This is a genomic window from Micromonospora sp. IBHARD004, from assembly GCF_052814115.1.
Genome location: NZ_CP199934.1, coordinates 2072363 through 2088188, shown reverse-complemented (window position 1 = coordinate 2088188; position 15826 = coordinate 2072363). Strand labels below are relative to the sequence as shown.

14 protein-coding genes and 3 pseudogenes are annotated in these 15826 nt (G+C 69.7%); 8 read left to right on the top strand and 9 right to left on the bottom strand.

Features of this window, described 5'->3' with window-relative positions; genetic code table 11:
- Nucleotides 1-37 precede the first annotated feature (37 nt).
- Entirely contained in the window at nucleotides 38-760 is a 723-nt protein-coding gene (locus ACTWO6_RS10310; protein WP_446219402.1) for a TioE family transcriptional regulator, read from the top strand.
- 102 nt (nucleotides 761-862) lie between these two features.
- Here ACTWO6_RS10310 and ACTWO6_RS10305 read toward each other — a convergent pair.
- A pseudogene (locus ACTWO6_RS10305) lies at nucleotides 863-1030 on the bottom strand (epoxide hydrolase); the annotation flags it as partial.
- Between the two features lie 51 nt (nucleotides 1031-1081).
- On the opposite strand from ACTWO6_RS10305, the gene ACTWO6_RS10300 reads away from it, so the two are divergent.
- Nucleotides 1082-1546: a DUF6924 domain-containing protein gene (locus ACTWO6_RS10300; protein ID WP_446219401.1), complete on the top strand. Its 465-nt coding sequence runs from the start codon at nucleotides 1082-1084 to the stop codon at nucleotides 1544-1546.
- 109 nt (nucleotides 1547-1655) lie between these two features.
- Here ACTWO6_RS10300 and ACTWO6_RS10295 read toward each other — a convergent pair whose 3' ends face one another.
- Both ACTWO6_RS10295 and ACTWO6_RS10290 read right to left on the bottom strand, forming a co-directional pair.
- Nucleotides 1656-2378 carry a hypothetical protein gene (locus tag ACTWO6_RS10295; protein ID WP_446219400.1) on the bottom strand — a complete coding sequence of 241 codons (723 nt, stop codon included), beginning with the start codon at nucleotides 2376-2378 and terminating at the stop codon, nucleotides 1656-1658.
- Between the two features lie 235 nt (nucleotides 2379-2613).
- On the bottom strand, nucleotides 2614-3711 hold the full coding sequence (locus ACTWO6_RS10290; RefSeq protein WP_446219399.1) for a CapA family protein: 1098 nt from the start codon (nucleotides 3709-3711) through the stop codon (nucleotides 2614-2616).
- 230 nt (nucleotides 3712-3941) lie between these two features.
- Between ACTWO6_RS10290 and ACTWO6_RS10285 the strand changes: the two genes are divergently transcribed.
- The 6 genes and pseudogenes from ACTWO6_RS10285 (at nucleotide 3942) to ACTWO6_RS10260 (ending at nucleotide 8855) form a co-directional block, all read left to right on the top strand.
- The gene (locus ACTWO6_RS10285; protein ID WP_446219398.1) at nucleotides 3942-4265 is read left to right on the top strand and encodes a hypothetical protein; all 324 of its coding nucleotides are present in this window, start codon (nucleotides 3942-3944) and stop codon (nucleotides 4263-4265) included.
- A gap of 368 nt (nucleotides 4266-4633) precedes the next feature.
- Complete coding sequence (locus ACTWO6_RS10280; protein ID WP_446219397.1) at nucleotides 4634-5155, top strand: hypothetical protein; 522 nt, start codon at nucleotides 4634-4636, stop codon at nucleotides 5153-5155.
- A 516-nt stretch (nucleotides 5156-5671) separates the two neighbouring features.
- Nucleotides 5672-6454 carry a transposase family protein gene (locus ACTWO6_RS10275; protein WP_446219396.1) on the top strand — a complete coding sequence of 261 codons (783 nt, stop codon included), beginning with the start codon at nucleotides 5672-5674 and terminating at the stop codon, nucleotides 6452-6454.
- 16 nt (nucleotides 6455-6470) lie between these two features.
- Nucleotides 6471-6677 (top strand): annotated as a pseudogene (locus tag ACTWO6_RS10270) (DDE-type integrase/transposase/recombinase); the annotation flags it as partial.
- A gap of 380 nt (nucleotides 6678-7057) precedes the next feature.
- Nucleotides 7058-8101 (top strand): RNA polymerase subunit sigma-70, encoded by a 1044-nt coding sequence (locus ACTWO6_RS10265; RefSeq protein ID WP_446219395.1) that lies wholly within the window; start codon nucleotides 7058-7060, stop codon nucleotides 8099-8101.
- A 298-nt stretch (nucleotides 8102-8399) separates the two neighbouring features.
- Nucleotides 8400-8855, top strand: coding sequence for a DUF6069 family protein (locus tag ACTWO6_RS10260; protein WP_446219394.1), 456 nt, complete (start codon nucleotides 8400-8402; stop codon nucleotides 8853-8855).
- Between the two features lie 637 nt (nucleotides 8856-9492).
- Here ACTWO6_RS10260 and ACTWO6_RS10255 read toward each other — a convergent pair.
- From ACTWO6_RS10255 to ACTWO6_RS10230, 6 genes and pseudogenes are all read right to left on the bottom strand, one after another.
- Nucleotides 9493-9795, bottom strand: a complete 303-nt coding sequence (locus ACTWO6_RS10255) for a hypothetical protein (protein WP_446220618.1) — start codon at nucleotides 9793-9795, stop codon at nucleotides 9493-9495.
- Nucleotides 9792-10451, bottom strand: coding sequence for a phosphotransferase family protein (locus ACTWO6_RS10250; RefSeq protein WP_446219393.1), 660 nt, complete (start codon nucleotides 10449-10451; stop codon nucleotides 9792-9794). The genes ACTWO6_RS10255 and ACTWO6_RS10250 overlap by 4 nt, the downstream gene beginning before the upstream one ends.
- Nucleotides 10452-10676: 225 nt before the next feature.
- Nucleotides 10677-10970: pseudogene (locus ACTWO6_RS10245) on the bottom strand (transposase); the annotation flags it as partial.
- A gap of 294 nt (nucleotides 10971-11264) precedes the next feature.
- Nucleotides 11265-13520, bottom strand: a complete 2256-nt coding sequence (locus ACTWO6_RS10240; protein WP_446219392.1) for an SDR family NAD(P)-dependent oxidoreductase — start codon at nucleotides 13518-13520, stop codon at nucleotides 11265-11267.
- Nucleotides 13521-13629: 109 nt separating this feature from the next.
- A complete protein-coding gene (locus ACTWO6_RS10235) occupies nucleotides 13630-14391 on the bottom strand; it encodes a hypothetical protein (protein ID WP_446219391.1) in 762 nt (253 codons plus the stop codon).
- Between the two features lie 411 nt (nucleotides 14392-14802).
- Nucleotides 14803-15471 carry a hypothetical protein gene (locus tag ACTWO6_RS10230; protein ID WP_425752719.1) on the bottom strand — a complete coding sequence of 223 codons (669 nt, stop codon included), beginning with the start codon at nucleotides 15469-15471 and terminating at the stop codon, nucleotides 14803-14805.
- Nucleotides 15472-15826: the final 355 nt, after the last annotated feature.

The following is a 15826-nucleotide window of genomic DNA, read 5'->3' as shown; positions in this document are numbered from 1 at the left end:
CCTTCGGTTGAAACTTCTCCGCGATGCTGGCAGGACAGTGGGGCGAAACCTTCAAGACGGTGGACGACTCAGGCCGGTCGATCTGGCGCGCGGGCACGGCCTGTCCACCCAGGCGATCAGGAACTACGAGGCGGCCGGCATCCTGCCGGGCGCCGAACGCACCCTGCACGGATACCGCACCTACACGCCGCTGCACGCGCAGGCCCTCCGCGCGTTTCTCGCGCTCGTGCCAGGACACGGCCACCAAACGGCCACCTCGATCATGCAGGCGGTCAACCGGGACGCGACCGAGGACGCGCTCCGGCTCATCGACGAGAGCCACGTCCAGCTGCTCGACGACCGCCGCACCCTCCAGGCCGTCGAAGCCGCGCTTCGCGACCTCGATCCCGTACCGCGGGAGCGCGGTGACACGTTCGTCGGCCCGCTGTCGCGGCGGCTCGGCATCCGCCCGGCCACCCTGCGCAAATGGGAACGCGCCGGCCTGGTCCAGCCGCGCCGCGACCCGCGGACGGGCTACCGGGTCTACAGCGAGGCGGACGTCCGCGACGCCCTGCTGACCCACCAGCTCAGACGGGGTGGCTACCTGCTGGAGCAGATCGCCCCGCTGATCGCCCAGGTCCGCTCCGCCGGAGGCGTCGCACCGCTGGAGTCGATGCTGCGCGACTGGCGCGCCCGCCTCTCGGCCAGGAGCCGCGCCATGCTCGCCGGCGCCGCCGCGTTGGACGCCTACCTCGACCGCCGCCCTGCTCCGCCCGGATGACGAACGGCCTGCTGGCCGCGAAGCTCCGGGGTGCCCGGCAGTTCGCGGCCAGTGGTGTCTCCTAGCTGGTGGCGACCCGGTGGTCGTACTTGATGTAGGTGAAAAGAAGTGTCGGACGTCCTCGGCGAGCAGCTCCGGCACCTCCATCGCGGCGAAGTGGCCGCCGCGCTCGAACTCCGACCAGTGCCTGATGTCGTACAGCCGTTCGGCCAGCGGTCGCACCGACTGCGTGATGTCGTGCGGGAACACCGCCACGCCGACCGGCAGCGGCTGTCCCTCTTACCTGAACCGGCCTGGTTGTCACGCTGACCATCCGTAGGCGTGTTCGCATGCCGCACGGTCCCTCTGCCCCAACCCGAAGACCTCACGTCGCTGGTCCTGCGTACCGATTTCACCGATAACGCGGCGTGGGACGCACTGAAAGCCGCCCTCGTCGCCGGAGACTCCTACCCCAACGCGACCTTCGTCAGCGACCCTCAGTACGCCCGCGTAGGCGTCCATGCCCTGGTCCAAGCCGATGCCGACGCGGACGACGACGACAAGCTGACCTACCTGCTCCTCGCCGACTCGACCACCATGGCCGACGACGAACACCCGCTGCTCGCCGTCGACCTCGACGACCCGCCCGGCCGGACCCTTCGGGTGCCGCCCCGCTGGTACGCCGAAGTCTCCGCCAACATGTCCATCGCGAACATGGACTTCGCCGACTTCGCCGACGCCGCGGACTGGAGAGCGAGGCACAAGGTCTACCAGTACCGGCCGCCCGCGCCGGAGACGACAGACTGACAGCTTGTCGCAGCACGTCGATAGCCCCCGCCGTCAGGTCTTATCCCGCGCCTTGAAGCGACACCCCTGTTGGCCCGTTCCGGCCCGTTCCGACCCGGTACCCGTTTCCCTACTCAGAAATTGGCCCGGCTTGCCGGCGGCGCAGCGTGCGGATCCACCCCTGGGCGGTGTGCCGGGGCACGTCATAATGGTCGGCGACAGCCGTCACACTGCCGGCCTGCTGGTAGACCGCTTCGAGATCGGCCGGTGAGCGCCGGTACACCCGTCCCTCGCCTCCGGAGGATCCGCCTTTGGCGATCCGCTTCGTGGCCTTCGCCGCCGTAGTCGTGGCCTTGGCGCCCGTTGCGGTCTTCGGCTTGCCCGCTCGGCTGTGGGTCGCGCCGGCGCCTGACGCCCGGGTGGCCTTCTTCGCTTTGCTTGCCTTGGTCGCCGGTGACGCCTGCTTCGGCACCACGGCGTCCACCGCACCAGCGCCTTCAGGGTTACTCGTAGCCGGCTCATCCGCACCCGTGGTAGGGGCGGTGGGCTGAACCGCCGCCGGCTCGGCGGCGGGCTCACCGTCGTCAATGGGCACGGCGCCGGCTGGCGCCTCGTCGGATACGGCAATGGGCGGCGTGGCTATCGCCTGCCGCCCACCGGCGGCGGGCGCGATCGCCCTCAAGAGCAGGTCCAGGTCGACCGCGGGGATCTGGCCCGCGGTCAGCCCGTCCCCCTGCCCGGCGCGAACGACCAGTTCGGTGATGCGCGGGGTGGTGTCGTTCACCTCGACCTTCAGGGTTGTGATCGCTCGACTGGGATCGTCAGCGGCGATGGTGATGGTGTAGGAACTCATCGAATCATGGCCTCCAATGTGGATACCGGCTGTCGCCTCATGTAAGACGTCCGGCAACGCGGCAGGAACTCCACCTGTTCACCGATCGGTGTTGGTGAAGAAAGTACCGCAGACCCCCTGAGCCGATATTTCAACCCATCACCCAGGTCGCGCGGATACGCGCGATGGTTGCGTTTTTCGATCTTGTCGATGAGGTCTTCGATGTGGTGGGGGCGGCCAGGCGCTGTCCGCCGCGCTATCCGGGGCGCTTCGCCGCCAAGCCGGTGCACCGCTGTGCGGTGGCGAGCTTGTCGAGGATGCGCTGCTTGCCAACCCCGGTCGCCGGCACCGGCTGGCCGCTGCCGGAGACCGTCGCCGGGACGAACTGGCTGTCCACCACTGTCCGGTCGCGTACGACCAGGGTCAGCACGCCGGAGTCCGTGCTGTGCGAATTGCCGTACCAGAGGAAGTTGCCCAGTCCGTAGTGCACGTAGGTCTGGCCCAGCCAGCCGTCGGCCAGCAGCGTGTGCGCGTGCGTACCGACCACTATGTCGGCGCCGGCCTCGGACAGCCTTGCGGCGAACGTCTTCATCTCCTCGCTCGGGCACGAATTGCCCTCGACGCCCCAGTGCATGAAGACGATGACCAGGTCGGCCTGCTCCCGCGCCGAACGCACTGCGGCGGTGGCCCGGGCGGGATCGAACGCCATTGCCACCCCCGGTCGGGTGTCCGTCGCCCGCCACGACCCGGCCAGGTCATGCACCTGTGACATGCCGAGCACCGCGATCCGCAGCCCTCGTACGGTGGTAAACCAGGGCGCATACGCCGCGTCGGCGTCGCGGCCCGCGCCGAACACCGGGTACTGGGCTTCCGTCGCGGCGTCGAGGGTGTCGGAGAGTCCCTGCTGGCCGTAGTCGAGGATGTGGTTGTTGGCGATCGACGCCGCGTCGACCCCGGCCGCGCGCAGCGCCGCGAAGGCGGTCTTCGGAGCCCGGAAGTGGTACGTCTTCGGCTGCGGGGTGCCCCGGTCGGTCACCGCCGTCTCGAGGTTGAGCAGCGTGACGTCGGCGTCGCGCAGCGTCGACGCGATCGCCCCGAAGGCCGTCTCCGGATCGTCGAGCAGGCGCAGGGTACGGCCGGTGAAGTGGACGTCACCGGCGAAGGCCAGCCGCACCTCGACCGGCGCGCTCGGCTCCGGCGTCGCGGTGCCGGTGGCGGACGGCGTCGGACCCGGCGTGGCCCCGCGCCAGACCGGCGCCGGGCCGGTCGATCCGGCGGCGCATCCGGCCAGCCCGACGCCGACCGCGACCGCCGTCAGCGCCGCCAGCGAGGTACGCGCCGTCCTGCGGATCACCCGGCCGAGGGTACGCGCTCCGGGGACGCCCCGTGACCCGGCGGCCACCACCTACCGCCGGACTGCCGCTTCCGTCCAAATCGATGGCAAGCCGGCGGCGGCGCTTCGACATGACCGCGAGGGCTTTCTGGGACAGTTCGTGGCGTCCCGGCGGGGCGACACCCGTGTCGCGGCACGCCGGCGGAACCGGACCCGCGGCCGGCGGCTCGTCGTTGGTGGAGGTGGTGAACATGCGCACCCGAAGTGTTCTCGCCGTACTGGCCACCGCACTGCTCGGGCTGATCGGCGGGATGGTCCTGGCCCCGGCTCCCGCGTACGCCGGCAACTGGGCGGTCACCGCGCTCGATCCGGTGCCGGACCGGATGGAGCCAGGCAAGGGGTACACGGTCGGCATGTGGGTGCTCCAGCACGGCTTCCACCCCTACGAGGGCGACCTCGGCAAGGTCGCGCTCCGGCTGGTCGACGCGGAGGGGACGGACCAAGGCTCAGAAGGCAACAGCGACCGAACACGCACCCACCGAGCAGGCTTTTGGCAAAGTGCGAGCCAAGAATGAGTAGATGGGGCGGCGATACAGCAGGTCACGCGGCTGCGAGCGTGAGCCGCAGGCCTGGGAGCACCGTGACGGAGGCTAAGAGCGCGACCGTGCACCAGAGTGACCATTGCGTTGGTCGACTGCCCGACGAAGAGATCAGCTCTCAGGTGACGAGCAGGTCGTCGAGCAGAGCCCGGATCGGGCACGTAGCGGGCGGCGGCCCGAGGCTTAGAAAAAGACCACGGATGGCTGGTCAGGTGACTGCCGCCCTGGTCAGCGTGTCCATAGTCGTCGGCCCGACTCGGCGCCTGTCCGGCTGCAAGTGGCACCTGGTTTCCGCCGGCGGGCCGAGGATGCGCCGCTTGCCAGCGGTCGGCTATCGTCCGCTGATGTCGCTGACCGAGGCCGCCATCGCGGCCGACTTGGCCCCGGCCGGCCTGCACTTCGTCGAACGGGTGCACGGAGAGGTCCGCCTCCCGTTGCCACCCCACCGGTCCGCTGCCAGCTGCCTGCCGGAGCACGGACGGTTCGACTCCCGCCCAGAGGTGGTGCAGGTCGACGACCCGGACCTGCCGGCGAAGGTCAACGCCGGATGGTGGCGAATGGCCACCGAGTACGGGCTGCTCGACGAGCGGCGGGAGTTCCTGTTCAGCGCCGGCATCGAGGATCCTGACGCCGAGGAGAGCGTGGTGATCTGGGTCAGGGTCCGCCTGCTCGACGAGTGGGACCTGGCCGCCGGCGGGTGTCTTCTTCGCAGCTCGTTCGCCGGGCTGCTCACCGACCGGTTCGTGCCCGAGTTCGTCATGACCTCCCTCGACGGCCGGATGGTGCTGGAGACAACGGTGTGGGGCAATGGCACTGTCAGCACCGTCGTGGTCCGCCCCGATCGTCTCGCGGAAAGTGCCAAGTAGATCCGGACGGTGCTGCGCCGAAGCCCTACCCGAAGACACGGGCCGGCCGCCGAGTTGTGCCGCTACCGCCGCTGCACTGCCCGCTGCGGTGCAGCGTTGGCCGCCAACCGTGTCGCTGCCTTTCGGCTGCCTCTGAGCCCCTGCCTTGCAAAGATCAAGACGATTGTCGACCAGCGTCGATGACTGCCGCTGACCTGCTCGTCGCGTCGCCTACCATCGACCCCTGACCGTGTTCGTCGGCGGGCTTGGCTGACGGATGGCTGTACAGCCACCTTCTGATCCGTAGCTCCGGGCGGTGTGATCTCCTGCGGTCGTCCCCGACGTCGGATAGCTCCTGGTTGTCGCGTGGTGGCTCTTGCGGCTCGGTCGGTTGCTGCTTCGCTGCTATCAGTGAGCCTTTTCCAACCTGATCTTGCAGGTCAGGGCGGGTGTGGCAGCCCCGGACATCGATGAGGGCGAGACTCCAGGTAAGACAGCAGTCGACCAAGACCCGATGCCCCCACCGGGAGCCTCGCTGTGCTGTCTTACCCCGCGACGATCTCGCTGTCCAGTCGAACCCTGAACCACCTCGCCGACCTGATCCGCCAACACCGCAGCCAGCATCGATCCCGCTGGCGGCGCCTCGCACCGAGTCGCCAAGCCCTGCTCGCACTGGCCCACCTACGCAGCGGTGACACCTATACCTGCCTCGCCGCCGGATTCGAGATCGGCGTCGCCACCGCCTGGCGCTACGTGCAGGAAGCGATCGCCCTGCTCGCCGCGGCTGCCGACGACCTGACCACCGCCATGGACCGGATCCGCAAGCTGGCGTACGCGATCCTGGACGGCACCTTGATCCCCTTCGACCGCGTCGCCGATCAGAAGCCGTACTACTCCGGAAAGCACAAGAGGCACGGCGTGAATATGCAGGTCATCGCGGATGCCTCTGGCCGGCTCGTATGGGCATCGCCGGCACTGCCCGGCTCGGCGCACGACCTGAGCGCTGCCCGCACTCACGGCATCATCGACGCGCTGACCAACGCAAACGTGATGACCTTCGCCGACAAGGGCTACCAAGGTGCCCGCGGCAGCGTGCGCACTCCGTTCAGACGGCGCCGATACCGGCCGAAGCTGTCACGGCGGCAAAAGGCGGTGAACAAGGCGCACGCGAGAATCCGCGCCCGTGGCGAACGGGCCATCGCCACGCTAAAGACCTGGAAACTCCTGGCCAAGCTGCGCTGCTGTCCACGCCGCGCCACCGCGATCGTGCAGGCCATCCTCGTCCTACACTGCGTCGAAACCGACCGCTACGCAGGATGAAAAGGCTCAGTATGCGAACAACCCGATCGAAGCTGATCACGGTCACCTCAAGCGCCGGCTAAGACCGATGCGCGGCCTACGAACTGACCGGACCGCGCAAGTCGTGATTGCCGGCCACGCCTTCGTCCAGAACCTGCGCCGCGCCCACTACGACCTCGGCGTCGACGCTCGTCCCGCACTGCGGGTCGCCGCGGCGTTCACCGAGCTCGCCGAAGCGATCTGACAGGTAGTCGGCGGGCCTAGCGTGTCCGCCGATCCGGTAACGCAACAGCGCCGGGGTTCGAATCCCTTCGGGCGCGCATCTCCCCAGGTGAGCCGGGTCTCGGCTCCAAGATCAAGCCCATCCTTTTCGGTGGACCTCGTGCCGTGCCCGTGCGTCCATGCCCGCCGCGTCGTCGTGAACCAGGCGACCCGGCACGCGCCAGGCGGTCGCGCACCCGCGCCCACTCCGGCGGACCCGCGCCCTCCTCGCCGTACCGCGCGTCGTGCTCCGCCACCGGATCCGTCACTGGATCAGCCATGCCGACCGACCCCAGTGATGAGTTGTCGCGCCCGCACCCGTCACACCTACGACGGGACACGACGAGGCGGAAGGATGACGTGATGAGTGCGGACACGCGGCTGGAGGAGCTGGGCGTGAGCGGGCTGGGCGTGAGCGGGCTGGGCGGGAGCGGGCTGGGCGGGAGCGGTCTGGGCGAGGTCGACGGGCCGGCGTTCTCGGGGCTGGCGGAGCGGCACCGGCGGGAGCTGCACGTGCACTGCTACCGGATGCTCGGGTCGTTCGAGGACGCCGAGGACACCGTGCAGGAGACGTTCCTCCGTGCCTGGCGGCGGCGGGAGACCTTCGAGGGGCGGTCGACGTTCCGGGCCTGGCTGTACCGGATCGCCACGAACGCCTGCCTGGACCTGCTCGCCAAGTGCCGCCCGGAGCCTGCGACCGGCGGCGAGGTGCTGTGGCTGCAGCCCTACCCGGACCGGCTGCTCGACGAGCTGCCCGCGGGCGACGCGGACGAGCCGGAGACCGTCGCCGTCGCGCGGGAGACGATCGAGCTGGCGTACCTGGTCGCAGTCCAGCACCTCGCGCCGCGCCCGCGGGCCGTGCTGATCCTGCGGGACGTGCTCGGCTGGCCGGCGAAGGACGTCGCGGAGCTCCTCGGGGACTCCGTCAACTCCGTGAACAGCGCGCTGCAGCGGGCCCGCGCCGGCATGCGGGAGCACCTGCCCGCCGAGCGGCAGGACTGGACCGGCGGCGGGGAGGACGCCGGGACGCGCGAGCTGGTACGCCGCTTCACCGACGCGAGCGTGGCCAAGGACATCGACGGGCTCGCTGCCCTGCTGCGGGACGACGTCCGCTGCTCGATGCCGCCCACGCCGGGCCTGTACGTCGGCCGCGACACGGTGTTGAACGACTGGGTCGAGGACGGCTTCGAGGACCTGGGGCACATGCGCTGCGTCCTCACCTCCGTGAACCGGCAGCCCGCCGTCGCCTTCTACCTCTGGCGGAAGCGGGAGGGCGCGTACCTGCCGCTGACGATCGACGTCCTGCGCGTCACCGGCAGGGCGATCACCGAGATCGTCATCTTCCACGACGACCAGTTCCCGCGGCTCGGGCTGCCGGAGCGCCTGCCGGCGGACGGCACGGGGTAGTCCCGGTGTGGACGCTCGCGCTGCGCGGTGGCGCGCGTGTCGCGGTGGTCGCGGCGGAGTGGTGCGACGCGTTCGGCGTCGTCACCCGCGGGCGGGTGCAGCTGGAGCTGCGCGACGGCGAGCCCGGGCCGGTCCTCGGACGCGGCGCCGGGTTCTGGCTCCGCGGCACCGGCGTCCGCGCCCTGCGGAACCCCGGCCGTCGCACGGCGAGGGTGCGCATCGTCACCCCCAGGGTCAGGACCGTCACATGCCAGTCAACACACCCCGTACGCCAGCTACCGAATGATGGAGGAACGACATGAACAGCATGGATGACACCGGGGTCGTCGCAGGCCCGGCATCGGGCCAGACCAGCCACACCCACCGACTCCGCAGGCTCGCCGGCACCGGCTTCATTGCCACGCTCGCAGCGATGGTGGCCACCACCCTCGCCGCTGCGCTTGCCCAGGCCGTTGGCGTCGACTTCGAGATCCCCGATGGTGGCGAGACGATCCCGTTGTCCGGGTTCGCCGTGGTGACCGGCTTCTTCTCGGTCGTGGGCATCGTCATTGCCGTCGCTCTTCTTCGTTGGAGCGCTCGCCCCGCCGAGCGATTCGTGTGGACGGCAGTGTCGCTGACCGCGATCTCGTTGGTCCCGCCCCTCCTCTCCGGGGCAAACACCGCCACCACCACCGCCCTCCTCGGGCTACACCTCGTCCCTGCGACGGTGATGATCCCCACCCTGGCGCGGAGCCTCCGCACCCGGACCGATTGACGATCCCGCAACAGGACAACGCGCGGCGCAAGGGCGCGCGAGCGCACTAACGTGGCCCCCGGTGCTGCCACCCTCCATTCCAGGTTCCTTTCTTGGTCAATTCGAAAGCTGAGTCGCGTGTGCGAAGAAGCACGGGGCACCTTGCGGGATGAAGACCAAACGCCATCCGCTTCGGTCGGGGCGCACCGGGTACCCCGGTCGCGTTCACCCTGGCCGACCCCGCCGTCGCGCGCCCCCCACGTGGGTTCGGCTCCTGTGCGGCGGCTTGAGCCGGGATCTGACCCTCTCTCGGGTCGACGTCAGGCTCAAGCCGCGCCAGGACGCGCTCGCAGCCGAGCCCTGACACCTACGCCCGCGGGAGGCTGCCACACCGTAGCCGGCGGGGCAGGGAGCGCTGTTTGTGACGTGGGAGGTTGGAAAAAGGCTCAATGAGCAGGAGCTAGCGGCGAAGCCGTGTCCCGCGCCCGCACGCCCGTTCTGCCAGCCGGCGCCTGGCTGAGTACTTGAACACCCGTGGCGGCGAGGACCGCGAGCTGAGGGTGAGGAACACCTCGGGCCGGGACGGGTGGACAGCCCACCCATCCTGCTCCGCGATCTGTACCGGTACCGGGAGTCTCTCCGGCCTTAGCTGGTCAGCTCAGAGCCGGCCCAACGTCGCTTCCAGTAGATCTTCGACGCGGGATGTCATGCCCGCGGTATCGACGGGAGCGCGGCCGGCAACCTGAACTGGGATGAACCGGCGCCACTCATCGCTGTATGCGGTAACCGCGTACAGGTCCCACCAGGGATCGATGGCACGACCAGCCTCGGCTTCATAAGCCAGGCGCAGCCGCTCAGCCCAGTCCGCCCCGAACAGGACGGCCAGATTGAGCCGGCAGTGCCCGGCATCGAAGTCGGCCGGACCGGTGCAGGACCTTGTCCAGTCCACGACGCCGGTCAGCCGGCCGCGCCGCCAGAGCAGATTGAAGTGCTGGAAGTCGCGGTGAATGAAGCAGGTAGCGGCTCAGGTGCCTGCTGCCGCAGGATGCCGAAGGCGGCCTCCCAGACCGCCGGGCGTGTCGCCGAGGCGGGGATTACCGGGGTGCCCGCGCTGGTCGGGATCAGGCTCCGGGTCCTCTGCCTCCAGCCATTCGTGGTAAAGGCGGCTGCATCGATCCGGGCCTCGAAAGGTCCCGCCGCGAGCTGCACATCATGGATCCGCACGGCCATGGCAGCGATCTGGCGCAGCCAGCCCTCCGGGTCGGCTGGCGTGACATCCAGCCGGCCTGGCAGACGCGTCATGAGCATGGCCGGGTGCCCGTCAGCTTCGCGGCCGTCCGCGTCAGCGGCTATCGGCTCGGGTGCCGGAAGTCCGGCGTCATGAACGGCACGAAGTGTCGCGGCCTCGTCCCGGACCAGCGCCGCCGTGTCGCTGTCTGCGTGCTCGTACTGGCGCAGGACCAGCACGTCCCGGTAGCTGCCGTGGTCGATCGTCAGCCGGTGAACAACAGAACCGATGCCGCCTGTCATCCTGCGCCAGGCCACAACCCTGGCCCCTGCGACACGCTCGACCCAGTCAAGGGTCTGCGATGACGGGCGTCGGCGGCGGAAGTCCACAGCCTGCCACCTTGGCATGGCCGCGCCCGGATGACCAAGCCGTTTTCCGGACTCAAGCTGCTGTGGCGCGAGCGTCGCGAAATCCGCCGCGACTGGTGGGTCTGAACTCCGGCGAAGATCAACGTTTGGTCGGGTGATCTTCAGTCCGTACTAGCGGTGGAGTACGACTGGTGACCCAGTAGCCCACGCTCCATCTGCGAGCTGCCATCCCGATGCTCATATAGGTCAAGTGGTCAGGGCGGTGAAGTCCGCGCGTAGGGCGGGGTAGACGTCGCGGACGATGTAGCGCTTGAGGCAGCGGAGGATCTCTTGCTTGCTGAGGCCTTCGGTGATGCGGCGGTGGACGTAGGCGCGTGTGCGTTGGTCGTAGCGCATGCGGCAGAGGGCGATGGTGTGTAGGGCGTGGTTGGCGCTGCGGTCGCCTCCTCGTTGGAGGCGGTGGCGGCGCACCCGTCCGGAGCTGGCGGGGATGGGTGCTGCGCCGCAGAGGTGGGCGAGGGCGGCTTCGGAGTGCAGCCGACGGACTGTGACGCTCGGTCGGCGGCATGACCGGATGTTCGGTGGAACGCCCCAAGCCCAGGGGAAGGTGCAGGTTAGGCCGCGAATAGCGCCTGCACCCAGGTTCACCGGTTGGTCTCGATTCCGATACGCACCCGGCCCGCAGCCTCCCCCGGCTCGACCTCCGCCCAGGCCCGGCCGCTCGGGGCGTGACCGGGCTCGGCTGGCGTCACTCGGGATGGCCCAGCCGCAGGTCGCGGCCGTCGTCGTCCCGGCCGTTGATGGTCACGGTGTCGGACACGGGCGGGTACTTGGTTACCGTTCCCAGGTCGGCTTGCCAGTGGCCGAGCGGGGCAGCGTCGTGACGATGACGATGTCACGGGGCAGTTCGGCGCGAGTGAGCCGGTGCCGTAGCCACTCGCGGAGGCTGGCCTCGGTCAACGTGCGATCTGTGCGCACCTCGACCGTGGCCAGCAGGCGCTGGCCGAACTCCTCGTCGGGTACCGGCCGCAGCACGGCGTCTGCTACGTCGGGGTGGCTGGTGATTACGGCGGCGACGGGGCCGGGGTACACGTTCTGTCCACCGGAGACGATCATGTCGTCGATCCGGCCGTCCAGCAGGAGCCGGCCCACCAGGTCGAGGTGGCCGAGGTCACCAGTGGCGAGCCAGGCTCCGTCCGGCTGCCATCCGCTGACCTGTACCTCGCCGACGTGGCCGGGTGGGAGGGGCGCGCCAGCGCGGTCAACGACCCGCAGTCGTACGCCGCGCGGTGACCGGCCGACGGTGCCGGGCGCGGCTCGCAGGTCGGTAGGCGTGGCCATCGAGGCCCAGCCTGCCTCGGTCGTCGCGTACATGTTGAAGACGCGGTCGCCGAAGAGTCCGCGCAGCCGCTCGCCGAGTTGGGCCGGCAGAGGGGCGGCGCCGCTGATCACCGCCCGCAGGTGGCGGAGCGGGGGGCGATCGGTCACGGGTAGGTCGCACATGCGCCGCAGCTGGATGGGCAGTGCGACGAGCAACCGGGCGCGGTGCTCCTCGACCGCGTCGAGGATGTCCTGCGGGTCGCGGCCGCTGACCAGCACCACCGGCCCGCCGAGGGTCAGGCCGGCCGCGAGGTACGTCAGCCCGTAGCCGTGGTGGACCGGTGCGGCGACGGCGATCGGTTCCCCAGGGCGGACCGGGGTGAGCCGCAGGTGGGTGATGGCCGGGCCGAGGAGCATGCGCGCCGGCAGGGGTCGGGACACGCTGCGAGAGGTGCCGGTGGTGCCGGACGTGAGCACCGACATCCGGCCCTTGCCGCGGCCTCGGGGCGGATACGTCGCCGGGTCGCCGGCCAACAGGGCGGATACCGGCACGGCGGGCACCGGGCACGCAAGCGCGCCCGACTCGTGTACCAGCGCGACCAGGCGTTCCCGGGTTACCAGGTCGGTTACCCGGTCGGCGGGCAGGTCCGGGGGCAGCAGCAGCACGTCAGCGCCGGCACGGGCCAGGCCGGCCGCTGCCGCGACGAAGCCGCGGTGGTCGCGGCAGGCGAGGCCCACCCGGTCACCGGGCTGTACGCCGAGGGTCGCCGCGGCCGCCGCCGCGCACCTGCCGGCGGCCGCGTCGAGTTCCGCGTACGTGGCCGGTCCGTCCTCATCAATCACGGCGATCGCCGTCGGCGACCCGGCGGCGACCGCCGTGGCGAGGGTACGCCCGTGGCGGCGGGCAGCCCGCGCCAACCGCACCAGCCGGCCCGGCCGCAGAAGGCCCGCGCCGACTGTGACCCGTACCGGTTCGGTCGCCGCCACCACCCGTAGCCCCGCGGCGAGCGTCCGCTCTACCGCGCGGGGAAGCGCGGCCGCCGCCACCGAGCCGAGCCGGGCCCACCATGGCCACCAGGTCCGCGGGCGCGCGACGGCGCGGCACACGATGCCCGCGGCCTCGGCGGCCGACATCGCCGGCGCACGCCGGTAGTGCGCGGTAGGTGCAAGCATCCGGGTACGCACCAGGTTGCAGTACACCGTGCTGACGGTGACGCCGTCATGCCGCAGCTCTGCGGCGGCAGTGCGCAGCCACGTGTCGAACGCCGCCTTCGAGGCGTGGTACGCCGACCAGTGCGCGGCGTTGATAGCGAGTCCGGCGGTCGAGACGTTCACGAGGTGCCCACCGCCGGTGGTCCGCATGCCGGACAGCAGCACCAGCAGCAGTTGCGCCGGCCCCAGGTAATTCAGGTTGATCGTGCGTTCGAGGTCGTGGAACCGGTCGGCGGTGTCGGCCACCGCACGGCGGATCGACCGCCCGGCACTGTTGACCACCACATCGATCCGGCGGTACCGCGTCAGCAACTCCTCCGCCAGCGCGGCGGCCTCCGCGGGTACTGAGAGGTCAGCGGGGTGAACGTGCGCCACGCCACCGCCCGCCACGATCTCGTCCCGAACCTGCTCCAGCCGCGACGCCGTGCGCGCCACAAGAAGCACAACGGCGCCCGCCGCGGCCAGACGGCGGGCAGTCGCCGCGCCGATCCCCTCGGACGCGCCGGTCACGAGGACAGTACGACCGGCGACCGCCGCGCGCAGCCGGTCAGGGCTCACCCCACGTCCGGTGACACCCGCAGCAATCCGCACCCAATGCATGAGCCCGCCCATCGGATGATTGTGGCGCCAGCTCGGAACCTGTCAAGATCAATGAGACAAGATCGGGTCAGCGGCGTCGTTGATGAGGTTGGTGGACATGCGGTTTCAGGTCTTCGTGGCCGAGTCGGTGCGTGATGGCTTGGGCCTGGGCGTGAGGATCAGTACCGTCAACCGGGAAGGTGACTACGTATCTGCCCGGCATCGCATACCGCAGTCCGCTCAAGTCACGGGCGTGGTAGCTGACCTCGACCACGTCCGGGCGTTCCTCCGGCGCGCGGATCGCTAGGTAGCTGCGTATCCATGCTCCGCCGTCCTGCCCATACCCTTCACGCCACAACACGGCCTGCAGGAACTCTGCAACCGAACGTGCTGGCCACATTCGGCTCGCCCGCGCCGTTGCCAGAGTCATCTCAGACGCATATGCCTGCGCGTCGAACCGGAAGATCCCTAGCCCACTATCCGGCCCCTCCTTGAGCACCGTTCCCAGGTCTGTCAGGCGCCAGTAGTCCCAGATCACTTCAGAGCCGACCTGATTAATGCGGACCGCAAGTTCGTCCTCGCCCGTGTCGGAGCCGCCCAACGGGACCTCTCGGGCTTCCGGTGAGACCGCCAGCCCACCCGGTCGGCCGGGCACGGTCGCGGTGACGGTGTCGAAGAACGCGACGCCGAGCAACCAGGAGGGCGTGAATCCGGCTATTGGCTTCCCGTAAAAGCCGCCGGGGGGATACGCCGCTGATACGACGTCAAGGCCGTTGACGAGGATCCGCATACGGTGCGACGTGAACTCAGCGGGAAACAATAGCGGCTCCAGCCTCAGGACATCGAGCACCGCGCGAGTCTAGCTTCGCAACGAGCATCGCCGGCTGACGGACGCCACCACCTCGGCATGTCAGTGCGGCGCCACCTTCACCCGCGGCTCTGCGCAACCTCGTGAACAATTAACGGAACGCGGCGCACTCATCTCGGCAGATCCGGTCGTTCAGCGACCGGTGAGCCGGCGCCCTGATCGCGGCAGGAGCGTGCATTCGATCAACCTTCGAACCGAGTATGAGGCCCGTGTGATCACCAATGGGCGAGGATCCGCGTGACGGGCGGCCGAGAAGGACGGCCACGTCAGCGAGTTCCTGATCGTCGAGGTCGTACCTCGCGCGAGTCGCATTCATGGCGCTCACCTGTCGGCCGAGCGGGTCCACAACACCCGGCGGCTCTGGGTGCAGGACGCCGACGTTGCCGGCATCGGTCACCTCGGCTCGTGGGTCATCGCCGTTTGATCCAGTCGCCCAGGATCGGCTGGCGGTTCGCTGGTGGCCGACCGGCGGCCTCCGTAGGAGGCGACCAACGCGTCCGCCACGATCGCAGCGTCTGCCTCCGCCACGTCCGCCGGGTACTCCGGCAAGAGGTCATCCCAGACGACAAGCCACGACCCGTACAGCTGGGCCTGTCCCTCGGGCCGGGCGAAGAACCAGATGTGCAGGTGTGCAGCACCGTCCCCGATGCGGTAGACGTGGGCCCGCGAGACGTGCGGCAGTGCCTGCATGTGGCGGACGATGCGTGTGTTTAACAGTCCCAGCTCGGCGGCCAGCTCATCGGGCAGGTCCGCCATGTCGTAGTGATCGCGCGGATATAGCATGAGCACCAGCGGCACGCCGACTCCCGTGATCTGGGCCAGCCGCCAGTGGTCGTCGAACCAAATTCCTTCGTCCCGGTTGCGACAGACGTTGCAGTCCGATGGGTCCTCGCCGTGCCGCGCCGGCTCGGGCAGAACCGGCGGGCGCAGCGGCGCGACGCGCAGCCCGTCCGGCTCGAACGGACTGATCTCCCACCCCGTCATACGTGCCAGCGGGAGCCGGCGCGCGCTATCCGCAGCGGCGACTGCGTGGTCATAGAACTCATCCGGTTGCAAGGCCATGATCCGCAGACTAGTCCGACAGAGACTCTTCATATCTACAGGCTCAGTGTGCCGGCCGGGCGCCGTCCGGAGCAGGCCCGGCGCCCCACGCTCGGTGGCCCGGGTGAGCCCGGCCCGAACATCCGCTCTTCTGCATGACAGGACGTTTCGTCAGCGGCCAACCTGCCGCCCCTAGGTTCTGGACCTGTCGCACATCAGTAAGCCCCGGTTCACCGCTGGGCCGGCGGCGTCGACGTGCAGGACCAGGCCCTCGACCTGCTCGTCGCCCCGAACCGCAGCTGGTCATGGAAGGACGAGGACGAGTTCGCCGCACAGACCGGCGACCCGCTCTTCTGGGATGCCGCTGACGCTGCCC